Here is a 19238-nt window from a genome sequence, read left to right as displayed (position 1 = left end):
CGACGTACCGGCTCGGAAGTGATCTCCGAGAGGCTAGGATCTGCGGTTAGGTTAGCCTTACCTGATCACCCGGGGGTGCCACGCGTTGCGGCTGTACCTGACCGCTCTCAAGCCGACCGACTCGGTGACCGACGGGTTCCTCCCGGCCGCCCGAGCGCTGGGCTGCGAGGTGACGATCCTCACCGACCGCCCCGACCGGCATCCCCATGCCGTCGGCTGCGACGTGCGCGACCCGCGCGCGCTCATCGACGCGATCGCCGCCCTGGGCCGGCCCGACGCGATCTTCTCCAACTCCGACCACCTGCAGGCCGAGACCGCCCTGGCCGCCGCCTACTTCGGCCTGCCGGGCAAGGACTGGCGGGCGTGCGTGTCGGCCAAGAACAAGTTCCTGACCCGCCGGGCGCTGGCCGAGGCGGGGGTCGAACGGGTCCGGTCCGTACGGCTGGCCCCGGGCGACCCCGTGCCGGACGGCCTGCCGTACCCGCTGGTCGTCAAGCCCCGCGAGGGCGTGGCCAGCGAGGACGTGCTGCTGGTCGAGAGCGGCCTGGCGGCGGCCGTGGCGGAGGTCAGGCGGCGGCGGCCGGGCGAGGCCCTGGTCGTCGAGGAGTACCTGGAGGGGCCGCTGCGCACGCTGGAGACGCTGGGCGACGGGTCGCGGACGCGGGTGCTGGGCGGGTTCGCGACCACGCTGGGGCCGCTGCCGCACTTCGTCGAGGAGCGGCTGGACTGGGCGCCGGACGGGCCGCACGAGCACGTGCTGGCCGCGTTGCGGGCCCTCGGCGTGGGGTTCGGCGCGTGCCACACCGAGTACGTGCTCACCGCGGACGGCCCGCGCCTGGTCGAGGTCAACTACCGGGTGATCGGCGACCACTGCGACTTCCTGCTCGCCGACGTGCTGGGGGTGCCGCTGTTCGAGTGGATCCTGCGGGTCCACCTCGGCGAGCCGCTGTCGGCCCTGCCGGAGGCGCCGGCGGGCACCGGGTACGGCAGCGCGGTCAGCGTCGTGGCCGACCGGTCCGGCACGATCGTGTCGGGCCCCGGGGCCGAGACCGTCGTCTCCGGCGGCGTGCGGCTCTGGCACCGGCCGCTGCGCTCCAAGGGCGAGGTGGTGGAACGCACCCACACCAACCGCGACTACCTGGGCGTGATCCGCGCCGTGGGCCCCGACCGCGACCGCGTGGAGGCGGCCATCGGCGGCTACCGGGCGACCCGGCCGTGGGTGATCGGGTGAAGGGGGTGGGCGGCCGGATGAAGGCCGTGCGGGACCGGGTGAAGGCCGTCCACGAACGGGTGACGCACGACCGGACGAGCGGCCCCGGCGAACCCCCCGAAGAACGGGGACGGGAGGCGGAGCTCGCGGCGCGGGTGCTGAACGCGCTGCTGCGCGAGGACTACGGCCGCCTGTCGGCTCGGGTCACCCGCAACAGCCGCGACGGCGTCGCGCTGACGCTGGCCGGCGGCCGGGTGGTGCGGCTGGCGGCCGGCGCGCTGTTCCAGGACTTCGTGGTCGCGCCCGGCGAACGGCTCACGCTGGCCGAGGTGCTCGACACGCTCACGATGATCGCCGACCCGGCCGACGCCGAGGGAGTGGCCGTCTTCGCCGAGGAGTGCGCCCAGGCCCTGGCCGCCTGGGAGCTGCACGACGAGCGGGCCACAGAGGTGCTGGCCGGGGGGCCGTCGTACGAGACGCTGGCGGCGTTCGCCGACCACCCCGTGTACCCGACGTCCCGGGCCCGGCTCGGGCTGTCGGCCGAGGAACTGGTCGCGTACGCGCCGGAGTTCGCGCCGGCCTTCGAGCTGCGCTGGGCGGCGGTGCCCCGCTCCCTGCTGGCCCCGGGCTCGGCTGAGCTGCCGCCGGACGTGGCGCCCCCGTTCCCCTCCCCCGGCCCGGACACCACCCTCTTCCCCGTGCACCCGCTGACCGCGGGCGAGGTGGCGCGGATCGACGGAGTGCGGCTGCTGGACGAGCCGTGGCTGACCGTGCGCCCGACCCTGTCCATGCGCACCGTCGAGGTCGCCCCCCGCACCCACCTGAAGCTGCCCCTCCCCACGAGCACCCTCGGCGCCCGCAACCGGCGCTCGATCAAGCCGGGCACGCTCGGCGACGGGGCGCGGGCCGAGCTGCTGCTGCGCCGGCTGGCCGACCCGGGCGTGCTGGTCGCCGACGAGCAGACCCACGCCCACGCGGGCCACGAGTACCTCGCCTGGATGGTGCGGCGGCTGCCCGAGGGCGTGGTCGTGCCCGTGGCCGCGCTCAACGCGCCGGGCGTCCTGGCCGGGCTGGAGGAGCGGCTGGGCGGCGACGTGCTGCCCGCGTACCTGCGCCTGCTGCTCGGGTGGAACGTGCGGCTGTTCGTCCGCTACGGCGTAGCCCTGGAGGCCCACCAGCAGAACCTGGCGCTCGTCCTGCGCGAGCGCCGGCTGGAGCTGCTCGTCAAGGACAACGACGGGCTGCTCGCCTCGCCCGCGCGGCTGGCCGCGGCCGGGATCGACCCGCCCGCCTTCACCGACCGGCGCATGCTCACCGACGACCCGCACGCCCTCGCCGACGTCTTCGTCACCATCACGCTCCACCTGGCCGCCGCGGCCGTCGTCTTCGGCGCCCTGCCGCACCGGCAGGCCGCCGCCCTGCTGCGCGACACGCTGGCCGCGGCCCTCGCCGAGCACGGCGACGACCCCATGGCCCGGCTCCTGCGGGCCCGGACGCTGGAGGCGGCGCGGCTCACCGGCAAGTCGATGATCACCGCCGGCACGCTCGTGGCCAAGGAGCGGTCGGGCGCCCGCGACGTGAACAAGTTCTACGGCACCAGCGGGCCCAACTACCTGAGGAGAGCTTGAATGCACGGTCTGGTCCTCGGCGCGACCAGCTCCCCGGCCGAGGAGGCGACGCTGGCCGCGCTGCTGCGCTGCTGCGTGCGGGAGGTGGCCGGGCCGCGCGGGCTGGTGTGGCCGGCGCCGCCGTACGTGCTGCTGCGGGTGGGGGGCACGCTGCTGCGGGCGCGCACGCGCGGCGGCGCGGCGCTGCGCCTCGACGGGACGCCGGAGCGGCTGGAGCACGGCGCGTGGCGTCCGCTGACCTCGGGGGAGCTGGTCCGGCTGACCGAGGCCGAGCTGCGCGGCGCCGGGACGGACGGCGCGGCCAACGAGGAGTTCGCCGGGCAGGTGGCGGCCAGCAGGGAGGCGGTGGCCGCGATCCTGCGGGCGCGGGCCGTGGCCGAGCCGCCCGCCGACCCGTGGCTGGCCTCCGAGCAGGCGCTGGTGTTCGGCCACCCGTTCCATCCGAGCCCGAAGGCCCGCGCCGGCGACGCGGAGGAGTGGACGCGGTACGCGCCCGAGACGCACGCCCGCTTCCCCTTGCGGCTGCTCGCGGTGCGCGAGGACGCGCTCGCCGAGGAGGGCGACGTCGCCGCCCTCGACGCCCTGGGCGAGGCGCCGGCGGGGCACCGGCTGCTGCCCGCCCACCCGTGGCAGCTCGGCCTGCTGCGTCCCCCGCTGGGCGGTGCGCTGGCCGACCTCGGGCCGGGCCCGCTGGTGTCGCCGACGTCGTCGGTACGAACCGTCTACGCGGCCGACGCCGGGGTGTGCCTGAAGTTCAGCCTCGACGTGCGGATCACCAACTGCGTCCGGAAGAACGCCTGGTACGAGCTGGCCGGGGCGGTGGAGCTGACCTCGCGGCTCGGGCCGGTGTTCGACGAGGTGAGCGCGGTGTTCCCGGGCACGCGCTGGCTGCGGGAGCCGGGCTACCGCTCGGCCGCCCTCGGCACGGGCCTGCTCGAAGGGCTCGGGGTGATCGTCCGGGACAGCCCGTGGCGGGTGTGCTCGCCCGGCGTGGTCCCGGTGCTGGCGGCGGCCCTCGCCGTGGACCCGGCCGCGGGCGGGCCGGCGCCGTACGGGACGGACGCGATGGAACGGGACCCGCTCGGGTGGTGGACGGCGTACGTGTCGGCGGTGGCGCCGCCCGTGCTCGACCTGTTCTTCACGCACGGCGTGGTCCTGGAGCCGCACCTGCAGAACGTCCTCGTCGGCCTCGGCCCCGACGGCGTGCCGCGCGAGGCGGTCTTCCGCGACCTGGAGGGCACCAAGCTGGTCGCCGGCCGCCACGACCTGACCGGGCTGCCGGCCCGGGTGGCCGGGGCGCTGACCTACGACGCCGAGCGGGGCTGGGCCCGGGTCGTCTACTGCCTGCTGGTCAACCACCTCACCGAGGTGGCCGCGACCGTCGCGGCGCGGGGCGGCGACGAGCTGCTGCGCGAGCTGTGGCGGGCGGCCCGCGCCGTGTTCGCCGCCGAGGCCGACCGGCTGGGCCGGCCGCTGCCCCTGCCCGACCTGCTGGCCGGCGCGCCGCTGCCCGCGAAGGCCAACCTCGGGGTCCGCTGGGCCCGCGCCGCCGACCGGGCCGCCGGTTACGTGCCGATCGCGAACCCGCTCGCATGATCCCCGATCGCGAGGCCGCCGCCCGCCTGATGATCCCCGCCCGCGTCCGCGAGGCCGCCGCCCGCCTCGGCGACACCCCCGCGTACCTGTACGACCTGCCCGGCCTGGACGCCCACGCCCGGTCCGTACGGCGGGCGCTCCGGGGCGTCGAGCTGTACTACGCGGTCAAGGCCAACCCCGACCCGCGGCTGCTGCGCGTCCTCGAACCGCACGTCGACGGGTTCGAGGTGTCGTCGGCCGGCGAGCACGCCCACGTGTCGGCCCTGTTCCCGGGCAAGCCGCTGGCGCTCGGCGGGCCCGGCAAGACCGACGCGGAGCTGCGGCTGCCGCACCACCGCCTGCACGTGGAGTCGCCCGGCGAGCTGCGCCGCCTGCTCGGCACCGGCCTGGAGGCCGACGTGCTGCTGCGGCTCAACCCCGGCCTCCCGGTCGAGGGGGCCGCGCTGACGATGAGCGGGCCGTTCGGGATGGACGAGGCCGGGGTGGCGGAGTGCCTGCCGCTGTTCACCGGCCGCGTACGGCAGCGCGGCGTGCACGCGCACCTGGCCAGCGGCCTGGAGGCGGCCGAGCTGCTGCGCCTGGCCGCCCTGCTGCTCGCGCTCGGCGACGGGTACGAGGAGATCAACCTGGGCGGCGGCATGGCCGTGGACTACGCCGCGCCGGAGGCGAGGTTCGGCTGGGAGGAGTACGGCGCGGGTCTGGCCGGGCTGCGGCGGCCGGGGCAGCGGCTGCGGATCGAGCCGGGCCGGGCGCTGACCGCGTACTGCGGCTTCTACGCGACCCGTGTCGTGGACGTCAAGCGGGTGCGCGGCCGGGCGTACGCGGTGCTGCTGGGCGGCACCCACCACCTGCGCACGCCGGTCACCAAGGGCCACGACCAGCCGTTCACGGTGCTGCCGCAGGGCCGCGGGGAGGGCGTGGCGGACGAGCCGGTGACGCTGGTGGGGCAGCTCTGCACGCCCAAGGACGTCTTCGCCCGCGACGTCGTCACCTCGGTGCGGGTCGGCGACGTGGTGGTGTTCGCGATGGCCGGCGCCTACGCCTGGAACATCTCCCACCACGACTTCCTCATGCACCCTCACCCGGAGTTCCGTCATCTGACGGGCTGACCTCCGGGCCGGCCTGACTCACCGGCACGGCCTCGATGAGCGCCACCAGGCCGTCGGCGTCGAGCAGGTCCACGGGGCGGACGGTCCGGTTGGCCCGCACGTAGTGGAAGGCCGCGCTGACGTGGTCGAGCGGCACCCCCGCCAGGTGCGACCAGGCCAGCCGGTACGCGGCGAGCTGCACCGACGCCGCCCGGGCCTTCCTTCCCTTGGGCGGCCGGCCGGTCTTCCAGTCGACCACCTCGTAACGCCCGCCGGGCAGCTCGAACACCGCGTCCATCCGCCCCCGCACCAGCCGGTCGGCGATCATGGTCTCGAACGGCACCTCCAGGTCGAGGGGCCGGCGCTCGGCCCACTCGCTGCGCTCGAACTGCTCCTGGAGCTCGGCCAGCCGCACGTCCGCCTCCTCGACCTCCTCGACCAGGTCGAGGTCGAAGTCGTCGAGCAGCCGCTGCTGGTCCCAGCGGGTCTCCAGCCACCGGTGGAACGACGTGCCGCGGCGGGCCAGCGGGGCGGGCTTGACCGGCACCGGGCGGCGGATCCGGCGGGCCAGCTCACGGGCGTCGGCGGCCAGCGTGACCAGCGACGACACGGTCAGCTTCGACGGCAGCTCGACGGTCGTGGCGGTGCGCCGCCGGTGCAGCTCCCGCTCGCGCAGCAGCAGGTCGGTGTCGCGTTCCCAGGCGCGCACCCGCTCCTCGTCGAACGCGCGCAGCGGCTCGTCACCGGCCGGGGCGAGCGTGCCGGTCAGCGCCTCCTCCACCAGGCGGGCGCCGTCGAGGACCGACTCGTAGCGCAGGCCCTCGGGGGTGACCGGCCAGACGGCGGCGGCCGGCTCGGCCAGCAGCGGGTTCGACGCGCCCTCCTCCAGGTCGGGCGCCCAGAAGGCCACCTTGTCGGCGGTGTCGCGGATCTCCAGCAGGAAGTCCGACGGCTCCAGCGGCCTGGTGGCGCTCCCCCACCGGTAGCCGGAGGCGATCAGGTGGTAGTGGGCCCGCGTGACGGCCACGTACGCCAGCCGCCGCTCCTCCATCAGGTCGCGCTCGCGGCAGCTCTCGTCGAAGCCGGCCAGGTCCTCCTTGGTCAGGCCGCTCAGCCGGGGCAGGTCGGCGGCGTCGCCGCGCAGCGGGTAGGGCAGCTTGCGGGGGTTCTCGGTCCAGCGGCTGTTGGTGACCGGGGTGGCGGGGAACATGCTGCCGGTCGCGACCGTGCCCCTGGAGCTGACGAGCTGCGACAGGCCGGGCACGACCACGATCGGCCACTCCAGCCCCTTGGAGGCGTGCACGGTCATCAGCTTGACGCTGTTGCTGTCGCCGACCCTGCCGGCCTCCAGCCCGAACTCCTCGCTCTCGGCCGCCTGGAGGTAGGCGAGGAACGCGCCCAGCGTCGGGTCCTCCGAGTCGCCCGCGAACCGGGACGCCGCGTCGAGGAACGCGTCGAGGTCGGCGCGGGCGGCGAACGCGCTGACCGTGCCGCCCCGCGCCGCGACCTCGATGTCGAGGCCGAGCCGCCGCTCCACCTCGGTGATCAGGTCGGGCAGCGGCTGCCCGACGTGGGCGCGGAGCTGGCGCAGCTCCTGCGCCAGCGCCACGAGCCGGGTGGCGGCCAGCGGCGAGAACGCCTCCAGCCACTCCTCCCGGTCGGGCAGCTCGTCGAGCGCGTCGACCAGGCTGCCGCGCTCCTCGGCCAGGTCGGCCACCACCTGGTCGAGCGGGTCGCTCTCGAAGCGGCCCTGGCGGGTCTCGCGGTTCAGCTCCCGGGCGTACTGGCCGAGGACCCGCAGGTCGGCGGGGCCGATCCGCCAGCGGGGCCCGGCCAGCAGGCGGGCCAGCGCGTCGCCCGCCGTCGCGTCGTACAGGACGCGCAGCGTGGCGACGATGTCGGTGACCTCGGGGACCGTGAGCAGGCCGCCCAGGCCGACCACCTCGACCGGGATGTCGCGCTCCTCCAGCGCCTTGCGCAGCGCCGGGAACTGCGAGCGCTTGCGCGCCAGGATCGCCACGTCCTGCGGCTGGATGACGGGGGTCTTCTTGCGCTCGCCCTCGCCCCACGGCATGCCGTCGGGGGCGGTGTCCTTGCCGATCATGCGGGCCAGGCCGTCGGCGATCCACCGGGCCTCGTCCTCGGCCGTCTCGTGGAAGGCGCAGGTGACGCGGCCGCGGTCGACCCGGTTCGGGCCGGGCACGAGGACGGGCACCTCGCGGGCCTCCATGCGCAGCGGGAGCTGGACGCGGGCGGCCACGTCGAGGACCCGGTCGCCGTTGCGGAAGCTGACGCTGAGCTGCCGCACCGGCGCGGGGTCGCCGGCGCCCGTGCGGAAGTCGCGGGGGAAGCGGCGCAGGTTGCCGGCCGAGGCGCCGCGCCAGCCGTAGATCGACTGGCAGGGGTCGCCGACCGCGGTGACCGGGTGCCCGCCGCCGAACAGGCTCCTGAGCAGGACGAGCTGGGCGTGGCTGGTGTCCTGGTACTCGTCGAGCAGCACCACGGCGAAGCGGGAGCGCTCGATCTCGCCGACCTCCTTGTGGTTGGCCGCGATGCGGGCGGCCAGGGCCATCTGGTCGCCGTAGTCGATGACCTCCCGCGACCGCTTCAGCCGCTCGTACGCCTCCACCAGCGGCAGGAGCTGCTCCCTGGCCGCCTGGACGTTCAGCGGCCGGTGCTGGGCCTGCGTGACCCGGCCGGGCAGCCGCCCGTGCAGCTCGCGCAGCCAGTCGCCCACCCGGCGCACGTCGCCCGAGCCGCGCAGGTGCTCCGACAGCTCGCCCGCCAGCTCCAGGACGGCGGCCGTCACGGACGGCGGGCCGAGCTCGACGCGGTCCATCGGCCCGTCGTATCCGGCCACCACCCGCGACGCCAGCTGCCAGGACACGGCCGGCGTGACCAGCCGCATGGTGGGCTCCAGCGCCTCGCGCAGCGCGTGGTCGGTGACCAGGCGCGCGGCGTAGGCGTGGTAGGTGGAGACGGTGGGCTCCTCGTCGAGCATCTCCGGCGTCACCAGGCCGGCCTCGGCCAGGCCGTTCAGCCGTTCCCGGACGCGGACGGCCAGCTCGGCGGCGGCCTTGCGGGTGAACGTCAGGCCGAGCACGTTGCCCGGCTTGACCAGGCCGTTGGCCACCAGCCAGACGACGCGGCCGGCCATGGTCTCGCTCTTGCCGGAGCCGGCGCCGGCCATCACGACCATGGGTTCGAGCGGCGCCTCGATGACGCCGGCCTGCTCGGGGGTGGGCGGCAGGATGCCGAGCTTCCCGGCCAGCTCGACGGGGGTCAGCACACCTGGCCTCCGCTGTCGTTGACGGGACAGCTCGCCTTGGCGGCGCAGGTGCGGCAGCCGTCGTTCGCCTTGGCCTGGAAGAACGGGCCGGACATGCCGGTCGCCACGGTGTCGACCAGGTCGGCCGCCCAGCCGGGGTTGGCGTCGTCGGCCAGCGCGCCCTGCCGCTGCTCCAGCGCGTCGTTGCGGCCGCCCGCCTTGCCGAGCTGCACCAGCGCGGCGCCGCCCGGCTCGGTCATGCCGTGGCGGGCGAACGCGCCGAGCAGCGCGGCGAGCTGGTAGACGCCGAGCTGCGGGTGCCGGTCCAGCTCGCCCGGCCGGGGCTTGGAACCGCCGGTCTTCAGATCGATGATCACAGCTCGGCCGTCGGAGTCGCGCTCCACCCGGTCGACGCGGCCCTTGATCTGGACGCCGTCGCCGACCGTGGCGACGAACGCCTCCTCCAGGGCGACCAGCTCCCTCGGGTTCTCCTTGTGCCAGCGCAGGAACTTGCCGATCATCTGCTCGGCGACCTGGCGCTGCTTGCGGTTGAACCAGGCGCCGCCGAAGTCCAGCTCGTGCCAGATGTCGTCCAGCCGCCGGCTCAGGAGGTCCTCGTTCGGCAGGTCGGTGGAGGCGAGCACCGCCAGCGCGTGGATGATCGTGCCGAGTCCCTGGGCGGTGCTGGTGCCCGCCGCCCCGACGGCCGTCTCCAGCAGCCAGCGCAGCCCGCACTTGGTGAAGCTCTCGACCGCCGACGGCGAGATGCTGACGGTGTCGTCCGGCCAGCTCAGCGGCCGGTCGTCGGTCATGGTCGTCAGGGCGTACCACTCGTTGGGGTGGGCGCCGCGCACCCCGGCGGCGGCCAGGCGGGCGAGCTGCTGGGCGGCCTTGCGGCGCACCTTCGCGGGCCGGGTCGGGTCGGTGACCGCGCTGCGCAGGTCGGCCACCAGCGCCGCCATGTTCAGCCAGCGCGCCCGGTCGTCCACCGTGGCCGTCTCGACCGCGCCCGGCATGAGCTCGGCCAGGAACCGTGACGGCCGCTCGTCGGTGTCCTCGCCGCCCACGGCCGTCACCACGAGCCTGCGCCGCGCCCGCGTCGCCGCGACGTAGAACAGCCGCCGCTCCTCGGCCAGCAGCTTGGAGGCCAGGGACGCGGCGTTCGGCCTGGCCCCCTCCGTCAGCTCCACCAGGTCGTCGGCGCCCAGCAGCGACCCGCGCAGCCGCAGGTCGGGCCAGACGCCCTCCTGCACGCCGGCGACGACCACCACGTCCCATTCGAGGCCCTTGGAGCGGTGGGCGGTCAGGATGCGCACGGCGTCGCCGTCGGGCGCCCGGTCGGCCAGCGTGTCGCCCGGGATCTCCTGCGCGGCCAGGTCGTCCAGGAACACCTCGGCCCCGGCCCTGGGCATCCGGTCCACGAACCGGGCCGCGTGGTCGAACAGGGCCACCACGGCGTCGAGGTCGCGGTCGGCCTGCGCCCCGCGGGCGCCTCCGGTCAGGCTCAGCTCGGTCCACCGCTCGGCCAGGCCGCTCGCCTGCCAGATCGCCCACAGGACGTCCTCGGCGGTGCCCTGCTCGCGCACGGCCTCGCGGGCGGTGACCAGCAGCTTGGCGACGCGTTCGGCGGGCAGCGCGATGTGCGGCTCGACGCGGGTCAGCTCGCGGGTGTCCCGGAGCGCGGCCACGAGGAGCTGCCCGGACGTGCGCGGCCCTTCGCCGGCGTCGTCCTCCGTGGCCTCCTGGGGGTGCTCGCCCAGGGCGTGCGCCTCGTTCTCGGCGATCTTCAGGGCCCTGCGCAGGCGCCGGACGCCGATCATGTCGGTGCCGCCCAGCGGGCCGATCAGCAGCTCCTCGGCCACCGTCTCGTCCAGCGTCGCGGGGTCGAGGGCCACGCGCAGCATCGTCAGCAGCGGCCGTACGCCGGGCTCCTGGGCGATCGGCACCTCGTCGCCCGCCACCATCGTGGGCACGCCCGCGCTGACCAGGGCGCGCCGCAGCAGCGGCACCTGGCGGATCGCCGAGCGCACGAGCACCGCCATCCGGTGCCAGGGCACGCCGTCGACGAGGTGGGCCCGGCGCAGCGTGTCGGCGACGACCGCGGCCTCCTGGCTGGTGCTGTCCGCGAGCAGCACGCGCACGTCGCCGGGGTCGGCGTCGGGCAGGGACAGCAGCTCGCGGTGCCCGTGAGCCCGCGCCCGCTCCGGTGCGTCCTGAGCCTTCGGAACGGGGGCCGGGTCGGGGAGGGGGGCGGCCGGGAGGCGGGCGGCGACGCGGCGGGTCGCCTCCAGCAGGCCCGCGCCGCTGCGGCGGCAGACCCGCAGCGCCAGCACCGGGGCGTCCCGGCCGTCGCGCGTGCGGAACCGCTGCGGGAACCCCAGGATGCCGCGCACGTCCGCGCCCCGGAACCCGTAGATCGACTGGTCCGGGTCGCCGACGGCCACCAGGTCGCGCCCCTCGCCCGCGAGCTGCCACAGCAGCAGCTCCTGAGCCGGGTCGGTGTCCTGGTACTCGTCCACGAACACCACGTCGTGCGCGGCCCGCTCCCTGCGCTGGACGTCGGGGTCGGCCAGCAGCCCGGCCGCCGCCCTGATGAGCTCGGCGTAGTCGAGCACCGGCTCGGGGTCGAGGTCGAAGCGGCTCTCGTAGCGCCGGGCGAACCCGCCGGCCGCCACCCAGTCGTCGCGCCCGTACCGCCGGCCGAGCTCCTCGACGCGCTCGCCGTCGAGGCCGCGCTCGAAGGCGCGCGACAGGAAGTCCCGCAGCTCCTCGGCGAAGCCCCGGGTCTTCAGCGCCTCGCGCAGCGAGGGCGGCCACTGCGTCGCGCCGTCCTCCAGCTCGCCGTGGAGCAGCCGCCGGATCTCCAGCAGCTGCTCGGGGCCGGTCAGCAGCCGGGGCGGCGGCTCGCCGGCCAGCACGGCCTCGCGGCGCAGCAGCGCGTACGCGTAGCTGTGGAAGGTCAGCGCCAGCGGCGTGCGGGTGGTGCGCCGCAGCCGGGCGGTGACGCGTTCGCGCAGCTCGCCGGCGGCCTTGCGGCTGAAGGTGAGGATCAGCACCCGCTCGGGGTCGATGCCCCGGCGCTCGATGCGGTCGACCACCGACTCCACGACGGTCGTCGTCTTGCCTGTTCCGGGACCGGCCAGCACGAGCAGCGGCCCGCTCCCGTGGGCGACCACGGCACGCTGGTGCTCATCGAGCACAGGTGGCTCGGCGGACCTCGTGTTCCCGCGCCGCACCAACCGCCAGGTCTGACCACTCACAGCACTAGATTCCATCAGACCACAGGGGTAGATCGTGCCGAGTTGACCGGTCTCGCGGAGACGATCCGCTCACGGTAGCGACACGGGACGGGGGTCGGCGCGGCGACACGCCGCCGTTCGGGCGGGGTGGGCGAGTCGTCAGGCGGGTCGCGCGGCGGCGTTCTGGAGGAACGTCACACCGGCGGTCCGGGCGAACGTGGTGATCAGAGCGTGGATGAGCCGCGTGAGCAGCGCCTCCAGGGCCATGATCGCCGCCTTGGCGAGCAGCGAGGCCAGGAAGTCGGACATCAGACACCTCACGGGGGAGAACAGGATTTACTGCCAGATTTCACCACAAATCTGGCATTGGGTGGCATCTTACGTGTCCGATGGGTGAACGCGCGATGACCGGCCCGGCATGCGTCCGGACCGGAGCCTTCCTAGGCGGGCACGGGCCCGGGCTTCGGCGTGGGTGTCGGCCGGCCGGGAGGGACGCTCAGGCGGGGCAGGCGTTCCAGACCCTGTTCCAGGCCCCGTTCCAGGGCCCGCTCCACGATCACGGCCGCCGCGGCGCAGCCCAGCGCTATGCCCCACCCCAGCGGACCGATCGGGCGGCACCCGAACAGCCGGCTCAGCCCCGGCACCGAGACGATCACCGCGAGCACGGCCAGCGACGCGAGCGAGGCCAGCATGACCAGCCGGTCCCGCCCGCCCACGGCGAGCGTCTGCAGGAGCTGCGCCGCCACCAGCCCGACCAGCCCGATCGTGTCGGCCCGCCCCCGCGTGCCGGTCGTCCGGCCGAGCAGCCACGCCGCCGTGGCCGCCGCGGCGGTGGTGATCGCGCGCAGGTGGATGTCGCGGGTCAGGGCGGCGCCCAGCGACGCCTCCGGCCCTTCGGTGAGGAGCCGGTCCGGGTCGGCGGCGCCCGGCGGCCGGACCGCCACGGCCATGGCGGGGAGCATGTCGGTGAGCAGGTTCACGAGGAGGAGCTGGCGGGTGTTGAGCGCGCTGCGGCCGGTCAGCAGGCTGGAGCCGAGGGTGAAGACGATCTCGCCGATGTTCCCGCCGAGCAGCATGCCGAGCGAGTCGCGGACCGACCCCCACATCGCCCGGCCCTCCACGATCGCGTCGATGATGGTCTCGATGCGCTCGTCCACCACCACGATGTCGGCGGCGGCGCGGGCCGCCGGGGTGGCGCGCGAGCCGAGGGCCACGCCCACGTCCGCGAGCCGGATGGCGGGCACGTCGTTCGCGCCGTCGCCGGTGACGGCGACCACCCGGCCCATGCGGCGCAGCCCGGCGACGATGCGCGCCTTGTGCTCCGGCGTGACCCGGGCGAACACCGTGACGTCCCGCAGCACCTCCTCGAGCGCGCCGTCGTCCACCTCGTCGAGCTGGGGGCCGGTCATGACCCGGCCGCCGTTGACGGCGTTGATCTCGGCGGCGATGGCCTCGGCCGTGCTCGGGTGGTCACCGGTGATCATGACGACGCGGACTCCGGCCCTCATCAGGCCCTCGACGCTCCGCTTGGCGGTGGGCCGCACCGGGTCGGCCAGGCCGAGGAAGCCGAGGAAGCTCAGCCGTTCGATCCTGGACTCGTCGAGGTCGGCGCGGCTGGAGGCCGGCCGCTCGGCGACCGCGAGCACCCGGTGGCCCTGGAGCGCCAGCCGCTCGACCTCCTCCTCCAGCTCCCGCCTGGCCGCCGCGTCCAGGGGCGCCGTCCCGGCGCCGCGCCGCAGGGTCGTGCAGCGGTCGAGCAGCACCTCGGGGGCGCCCTTGACGCTGAGCACCTGCCGCGTCCCGCCTTCCTCCCCGGGCCCGTACGTTCCGGTCCCGTACGCGCCCGTCCCGTACGCGCCGGTCCCGTACGTGCCGAGGACGGCGTGGTAGCCGCGGGCCGGCTCGAACGGCAGCTCGTCCACCCGCCGCCACCCCGCGAGCCCGTCGGCCGGCAAGACGCCCAGCCGCTCCGCGCCCTCCACCACGGCGCGGTCCGTGGGATGCGGGATGGCGCGTCCGTCCTCGTACCGGGGGCAGGCCCGCAGCGCCGCGGCGACCACGGCCCGCAGCTCCGGCGACAGGTCCTCCACGGAGCGCTCGATCCGGCCGTCCGAGACCCGGCCCAGGCTGATGCGGCCCTCCGTGAGGGTACCGGTCTTGTCGAAGCACAGGACGTCCACGCGACCCAGCGCCTCGATCGTGGACGGGTTGCGTACGAGGGTGTCGCGGGCCGACAGCCGCTTGGCCGACGCGAGCTCCGCGACCGTCGCCACGAACGGCAGCCCCTCGGGGACGGCGGCGACCGCCAGGCTCACGGCGGGGGTGACGGCGGCGGCCGGCGGCGCTCCCCGCAGCAGCTCGGTCGCCATGAGCGCCACGCCCGAGCCGATGGCCACGGGGAGGATGCGGCGGCTCAGGGCGCGCAGCCGCAGCTCCACTCCGGTCGGGGGCGAGCCGGCCGCGGCCAGCCTCGCGGTCCGGCCGGCTACGGTGGCCTCGCCGGTGGCCACCACCACGGCCAGGCCGTGTCCTGCCGCGACGGTGGTGCCCTGGTACACCATCGACGTGCGGTCCGCGACGGCCGGCGCGGCCGTGGGGGCCGCGCTCTTGGCGACGAGCCGTGACTCGCCGGTCAGCGTGGACTCGTCCAGTTCCAGGCCCGACGCCTCGACCAGGCGGGCGTCGGCGGGGACGGCGTCGCCGGCGCGCAGCTCGATCACGTCACCGGGCACGAGGTCGTCCGCGACTCCGGCCACGATCCCCGCCTCCCCGCGATCCTCCCCCGCACGCCCGTCCGCCTCACGGTCCTCCACCTCGGGAGCAGACTCGGCGGCGGGCGCGGGGCAGGTGCCGGCGACGGGGCCGGTGCCCGGCGCGGAAAGGCTCTCCGGCGCGGAAAGGGTGCCCGGCGCGGAAAGGGTGTCCGGCGCCGGAAGGGTGTCCGGCGCGGAAAGGGTGCCGGGGGCGGAAAGGGGCTCGGGGGCGGGTGGGCGGCGCAGGCGTACCCGGGTGGCGGTGATGCGGGTGAGGCGGTGCAGGGTCCGGTCGGCGTGCCAGCGCTGCGTACCGCCGAGCAGGGCGCCGACGCCCATCACGCCGACGATCAGCCCGGCGTCGAGCACCGAGCCGACCGCTGCGGAGACACCGGCGCCCGCGGCGAGCACGGGCGTGAGCGGGTTGGCGATCTCCTCCAGGCAGGCGCGCGCGAGCGAGCGCGCCCCGCCCTCCGCGCGCGCGATCCCCCCGCGCCGCCCCGCCCACGCGGCCACCGCCCCGGTCCCGCCGTACGCCGCGTGCGCTCTGCGGCGTGCCGCCTCCTCCTCCGCGAGCCCTTCGGGGGACGTACGGAGCCGCGACAGCACGTCCCGCACCGTCATGGCGTGCCAGGGCGTGTGGTCGGCGGGCGGCGGAGGCGCCTCCCCGCCCGCGCGGCGTCCCGTCCATTCGCCCGTGACGAGCGCGGCCACGGACGTGGCGTCGCTCACCAGACGCACCCGGGCCAGCGCCGTACGCGCCGGCCCCAGGAACGCCAGCACCGCCCCCGTGGCCGCCCCGGCCGCGGCCACCCGCACGCTCCGCCCGGCGGCCCTCCGCGCGTGCGGCAGGCAGCGAAGCAGCAGGTACGCCCCCTCGAACCCGCCGATCACGTCGGCGTCCCACGGGACCGGGCGGGGCCTGCCGAGCACGCCGATCCCCAGGTCGGCCCGGGCCAGCGCGCGCCGTCCCCGTTGCGACACCACCGCCACGCCGTGTCCCTCGGCCTGCATCACCCGTACCTCGGCGGCCAGCCGCGACCCGCCGCGCAGGACCCGCTTCACTCCCAGCCGCCCGGCCAGCCGCGGGTCTCCCCCGGCCAGCACCACCTCGCACGCGTCGCCGGGGGCGGCGACCAGGGCCTCGGCGAGCGGGTGCGGCTCCGGCTCCAGGCCGACGACGGCGACCACGGTGCCCCGCCTGGCGATCGCGACCAGCCGGACCCCTTCTTCGCGCCACCGCCGCACCTCGGCGGGTTCCGGATCAGGAGGGCGTGGCGGCTCGTACGGGGCGACGCTCCACCCGTCGCGCTCGCGGCGGGCCCTCGGGGCCGAGCGGTCCGTGAGATCGACGAGCGTGTACAGGCGGCTGTGCAGCTCGTCCAGGTCGGCCCCGGCGCCGAGGGGTACGACGCCGTGGACGGCCCACGCGCCCGTGGTGAGGAGGCCGGCGTCCAGGATCACCGTGTCCAGGCGGTCCATGCGGTGCAGCGCGTCGCGGTCGAGCACGATGGTGTCCCGCCGCGCCAGCGCCCGGATCACCGCGCTGGTGAACGCGTCCCGGCCCAGGCGCGCCGCCTTCGGCACGCCCGCGAGCAGCACGGTCAGCCCTCGCTGGTGATCACGGGTGAGGAACGTGGTCACGCCCTGCCCGGCCAGGGACAGCCCGCCGGCCACGTCCGCGTACTTCTCGACGGGCCCGCGCGGCAACGGCGTCACGCGGCGCGGCACGGCCGTACGGATGTGGCGGTAGGCCCCGTCCTCGGCCGCGAACGCCTCCTCGCGCCGCTCCCAGGCGGCGCGACCGGCGCGGGCGTCCACGTAACGGCCGGCGGCGGCGAGGGAGTCGACGAGCAGCGACACCGGCCGCAGCGCGAGCGCGTGCGTGAGGATCCGTCCGGAGGTCAGCACCGCGTCCACCGCCGGCTTGCCGACGCGCTCCTCCAGCTCCCGGCGTACCCGCGGGGTGTGCTCGACCAGGGAGAGCAGAGCCGGCGCCAGCGCGGGCAGCCGCGGCACGCGGGCGGCCTGCCCGGCCAGCGCCGCACCGGCGCCGAGCAGGTGCAGGCCGAGGCTGACAGCGGCGCGCGCCTGCTGCTCGAACCCGTCGAGCGCGCGGGGGGCGCCGCCCCTTCCGTCGCCGCCCTCGTCGTCCTCGCCGTATCCGATCGCGTCCTCGTCCTCGCCTCCGGCGCCCCGCTCGCGCTCCTCCTCGTCCTCGCCTCCGGCGCCCCGCTCACGCTCGTCCTCGTCGCCGCCGACGGCCGCCTCGATCGTGCGGATGTCGTCCAGGACCTCCAGCACCTCCTGGACCCGGGCCGGAGCGGGCAGCCGCCCCTTCGGCCGCACGGAGCCGGCGTCGTCCTCGGCGCGGCCCGCCTCGCCCTCGCCCGGCTCCTGGACGTCCAGCTCCTCGATGATCTCCAGGAGCTTGTCCACGTCCGTCGTGGCCGGGTCGCAGGCGACGTACACGAACCCGAGCGCGCCGTTGACCTCGGCGCGCTCGACGCCGGTGGCCAGCAGGCGGTCCTCCAGGAGGCGCGCCTGCCGCCCGGTGCCCGGCCCGCCCACGGCGCGCACCTCGACGCGCATGCCGCCGGGGCACGCGCGGACCGTCCGGGGGCGTGGGAGGAGACCGCGCAGCGGCTCGGGGAGCATGCCGAGCAGGGCGCCCGCGGCGGCGGGTACGCCGGGCAACCGCATGGGGTCTCCCCTCCCATCGAACGGGTGTGTCCTGCGGGGGGAGGTGGACAGGCGGGCTTGTCAGGGGTGGAGGATCGCGGCGGCCGCTCGCGTGACGCGAGCGGCCGTGGATCTCGTCCTGCGCGCGGCTACGTGCTCATGGCCGACTGCGGGCCGGCGGCGGAGGCGGGCTTGGACCGCGCCCTCGCAGAGGATGCCTGCGTCGCGGGCGCCTGCGTGGCGGGCGCCTGCGTGGCGGGCGCCTGCCCGGACGCCGCCTGCCCGGACGCCGCCTGCCTGGACGCCGCCTGCCTGGACGACGTGCTCTGGGCTGCGGCCGCCCTTCGGGACGAGCCGCTCCTGGGCGCCTCCTCGGCCTTCATGGCGCTCTTACGGGCGGCGGCGGACGCCCCGCCGCCCCCACGACCCGCCGTGGACGTACGCGATGCCGTGCGCGCCGCCGCGCTCGCCCCCTGCCCGCCGTTCCCCATGGGGGTCTGCCCCGAACGGGCCCGCTGCGCGATGATCGCCCCGGCGCCGATGGCCGCCGCGACGGGCCACTCGATGACGCCCATGACCGCGAGCGCCCCGAGGGCTCCGTAGTAGGCGACGCGCTCGGGCGGCGGCAGCATGGCCCGCGCGACGTCGGCGGCGTGCCCCATCTCCTGGCGGCTGATCCGGGGGACGGGAACGTGCGGCAGGGGAATCCGCGGCATGCGCACCCGCGGCGGGCGGAGCTCGATCGTCATCATCGGTAGGTCCAGCCTGAACCGTCCGGCGGAGCCGGCCTCCGTCCCGGCGGTGGCGGTCGAGCGGGTCTGGGCCACGGTCATGACTTCCCCTCTGTACTGAGGAATTCTCTCCGTGTCCCTATCCCACCCCCGGGCGGTTCATACCCGATGCGGCCCTTTTGACGGTTTCCCTACCACCCCATGCATTCCGCCGTGCCGGTTGCGGAGGGTCACCCGGCGCGGCGGCGGATCAGCGCCTCGACGCCGTCCAGCAGGAGGTCGAGGCCGAAGGCGAAGTCGGCGTCCTCGACCCAGCCCTCCGACCGGCCGAGCGTCCCCGAGCGCATCATGGCCGACAGGGTCGGATACGTGCGCGGGTCGAGCACCTCCGCGAGGACCTCGCCGTACTCGGCGGCCCCGGCGATCCCGGCCCCCCGTTCCCCGCCCGCGGCGCTCGTCGCGTGGACCAGCGTGGCGCCGGTCAGCGCGTAGCCGGTGAGCGCGGTGACGGTGTTGAACTTCTCGCCGTCGTCCAGCGGCGTCGCGCCGAGGGCCTCCAGGGCCCGGTCCAGCCAGCTCAACCGGCGCGGCCCCATGGGGGGCGTGCCGCCCTGGACCGCCATGAGCCACGGGCGCGAGAGCAGGAGGTCCCGGTGGGCCCGGGTCCAGGTGGCGAGGTAGTCACGCCAGGGCAGGCCGCCTCGGTCGGGAGGGGCCGGCACGGCGCTGTCGGCCATCACGGTCAGCAGGTCCTCCTTGCTGCCCACGTACCGGTACAGCCCCATCGGCGCGACGCCCAGCCGCGCGGCCACGCGGCCCATGGAGACGCCCGCGAGCCCTTCGGCGTCGGCGATCTCGATGGCGGCCGCCGTGATCGAGGCCAGGTCGAGGCGCGGTCGCGGCCCGCGACGCGACACGGGCTCACGGCCCCACATGCGCGCCACGACGGGTGGGAGTTCTGCCATGGAGCCATCTTCCCAAGCACGCACGGCGAGGCCGTACGATAATCGCGTACGTCATACAGTGTAGAGCGAACGCAGTTT

At 75.9% G+C, this 19238-nt stretch carries 10 protein-coding genes; 4 read left to right on the top strand and 6 right to left on the bottom strand.

Annotated elements, in window-relative coordinates; translation table 11 throughout:
* Positions 1–85 precede the first annotated feature (85 nt).
* The 4 genes from HT134_RS41160 to HT134_RS41145 are packed head-to-tail and all read left to right on the top strand — an operon-like array spanning position 86 to position 5543.
* The gene (locus tag HT134_RS41160) at positions 86–1231 is read left to right on the top strand and encodes an ATP-grasp domain-containing protein (RefSeq protein WP_175605921.1); all 1146 of its coding nucleotides are present in this window, start codon (positions 86–88) and stop codon (positions 1229–1231) included.
* Positions 1228–2838, top strand: coding sequence for an IucA/IucC family protein (locus HT134_RS41155; protein WP_312888821.1), 1611 nt, complete (start codon positions 1228–1230; stop codon positions 2836–2838). Before HT134_RS41160 ends, HT134_RS41155 begins: the two co-directional genes overlap by 4 nt.
* On the top strand, positions 2839–4434 hold the full coding sequence (locus HT134_RS41150) for an IucA/IucC family protein (RefSeq protein WP_175605920.1): 1596 nt from the start codon (positions 2839–2841) through the stop codon (positions 4432–4434). It abuts the gene before it with no gap.
* Entirely contained in the window at positions 4431–5543 is a 1113-nt protein-coding gene (locus HT134_RS41145) for a type III PLP-dependent enzyme domain-containing protein (protein ID WP_246366445.1), read from the top strand. Before HT134_RS41150 ends, HT134_RS41145 begins: the two co-directional genes overlap by 4 nt.
* Here the strand turns inward: HT134_RS41145 and HT134_RS41140 are convergent.
* The 6 genes from HT134_RS41140 to HT134_RS41115 all read right to left on the bottom strand — a co-directional run bounded on the left by HT134_RS41140 (position 5503) and on the right by HT134_RS41115 (position 19160).
* Entirely contained in the window at positions 5503–8811 is a 3309-nt protein-coding gene (locus tag HT134_RS41140; RefSeq protein ID WP_175605919.1) for an ATP-dependent helicase, read from the bottom strand. The genes HT134_RS41145 and HT134_RS41140 overlap by 41 nt on opposite strands.
* Entirely contained in the window at positions 8805–11990 is a 3186-nt protein-coding gene (locus tag HT134_RS41135; protein ID WP_312888820.1) for an ATP-dependent helicase, read from the bottom strand. Before HT134_RS41135 ends, HT134_RS41140 begins: the two co-directional genes overlap by 7 nt.
* Before the next feature lie 198 nt (positions 11991–12188).
* Complete coding sequence (locus HT134_RS41130) at positions 12189–12338, bottom strand: hypothetical protein (RefSeq protein ID WP_175605917.1); 150 nt, start codon at positions 12336–12338, stop codon at positions 12189–12191.
* Between the two features lie 131 nt (positions 12339–12469).
* Complete coding sequence (locus tag HT134_RS47390; RefSeq protein WP_175605916.1) at positions 12470–17485, bottom strand: cation-translocating P-type ATPase; 5016 nt, start codon at positions 17483–17485, stop codon at positions 12470–12472.
* Between the two features lie 128 nt (positions 17486–17613).
* Positions 17614–18297, bottom strand: a complete 684-nt coding sequence (locus tag HT134_RS41120; RefSeq protein ID WP_175605915.1) for a hypothetical protein — start codon at positions 18295–18297, stop codon at positions 17614–17616.
* A 128-nt stretch (positions 18298–18425) separates the two neighbouring features.
* A complete protein-coding gene (locus HT134_RS41115) occupies positions 18426–19160 on the bottom strand; it encodes a TetR/AcrR family transcriptional regulator (RefSeq protein ID WP_175605914.1) in 735 nt (244 codons plus the stop codon).
* Positions 19161–19238: the final 78 nt, after the last annotated feature.

The sequence above is a fragment of the Nonomuraea rhodomycinica genome (assembly GCF_013363995.1).
GTDB lineage: Bacteria > Actinomycetota > Actinomycetes > Streptosporangiales > Streptosporangiaceae > Nonomuraea > Nonomuraea rhodomycinica.
This window is presented reverse-complemented; position numbering and strand designations above follow the sequence as displayed.

What these genes read in the sequence shown, in the direction of transcription:
- HT134_RS41150 (WP_175605920.1), top strand. Translation starts at nt 2,839, where the DNA reads ATGCACGGTCTGGTCCTCGGCGCGACCAGCTCCCCGGCCGAGGAGGCG.
- HT134_RS41145 (WP_246366445.1), top strand. Translation starts at nt 4,431, where the DNA reads ATGATCCCCGATCGCGAGGCCGCCGCCCGCCTGATGATCCCCGCCCGC.
- HT134_RS41130 (WP_175605917.1), bottom strand. Translation starts at nt 12,338, where the DNA reads ATGTCCGACTTCCTGGCCTCGCTGCTCGCCAAGGCGGCGATCATGGCC.
- HT134_RS47390 (WP_175605916.1), bottom strand. Translation starts at nt 17,485, where the DNA reads ATGCGGTTGCCCGGCGTACCCGCCGCCGCGGGCGCCCTGCTCGGCATG.
- HT134_RS41120 (WP_175605915.1), bottom strand. Translation starts at nt 18,297, where the DNA reads ATGACCGTGGCCCAGACCCGCTCGACCGCCACCGCCGGGACGGAGGCC.
- HT134_RS41115 (WP_175605914.1), bottom strand. Translation starts at nt 19,160, where the DNA reads ATGGCAGAACTCCCACCCGTCGTGGCGCGCATGTGGGGCCGTGAGCCC.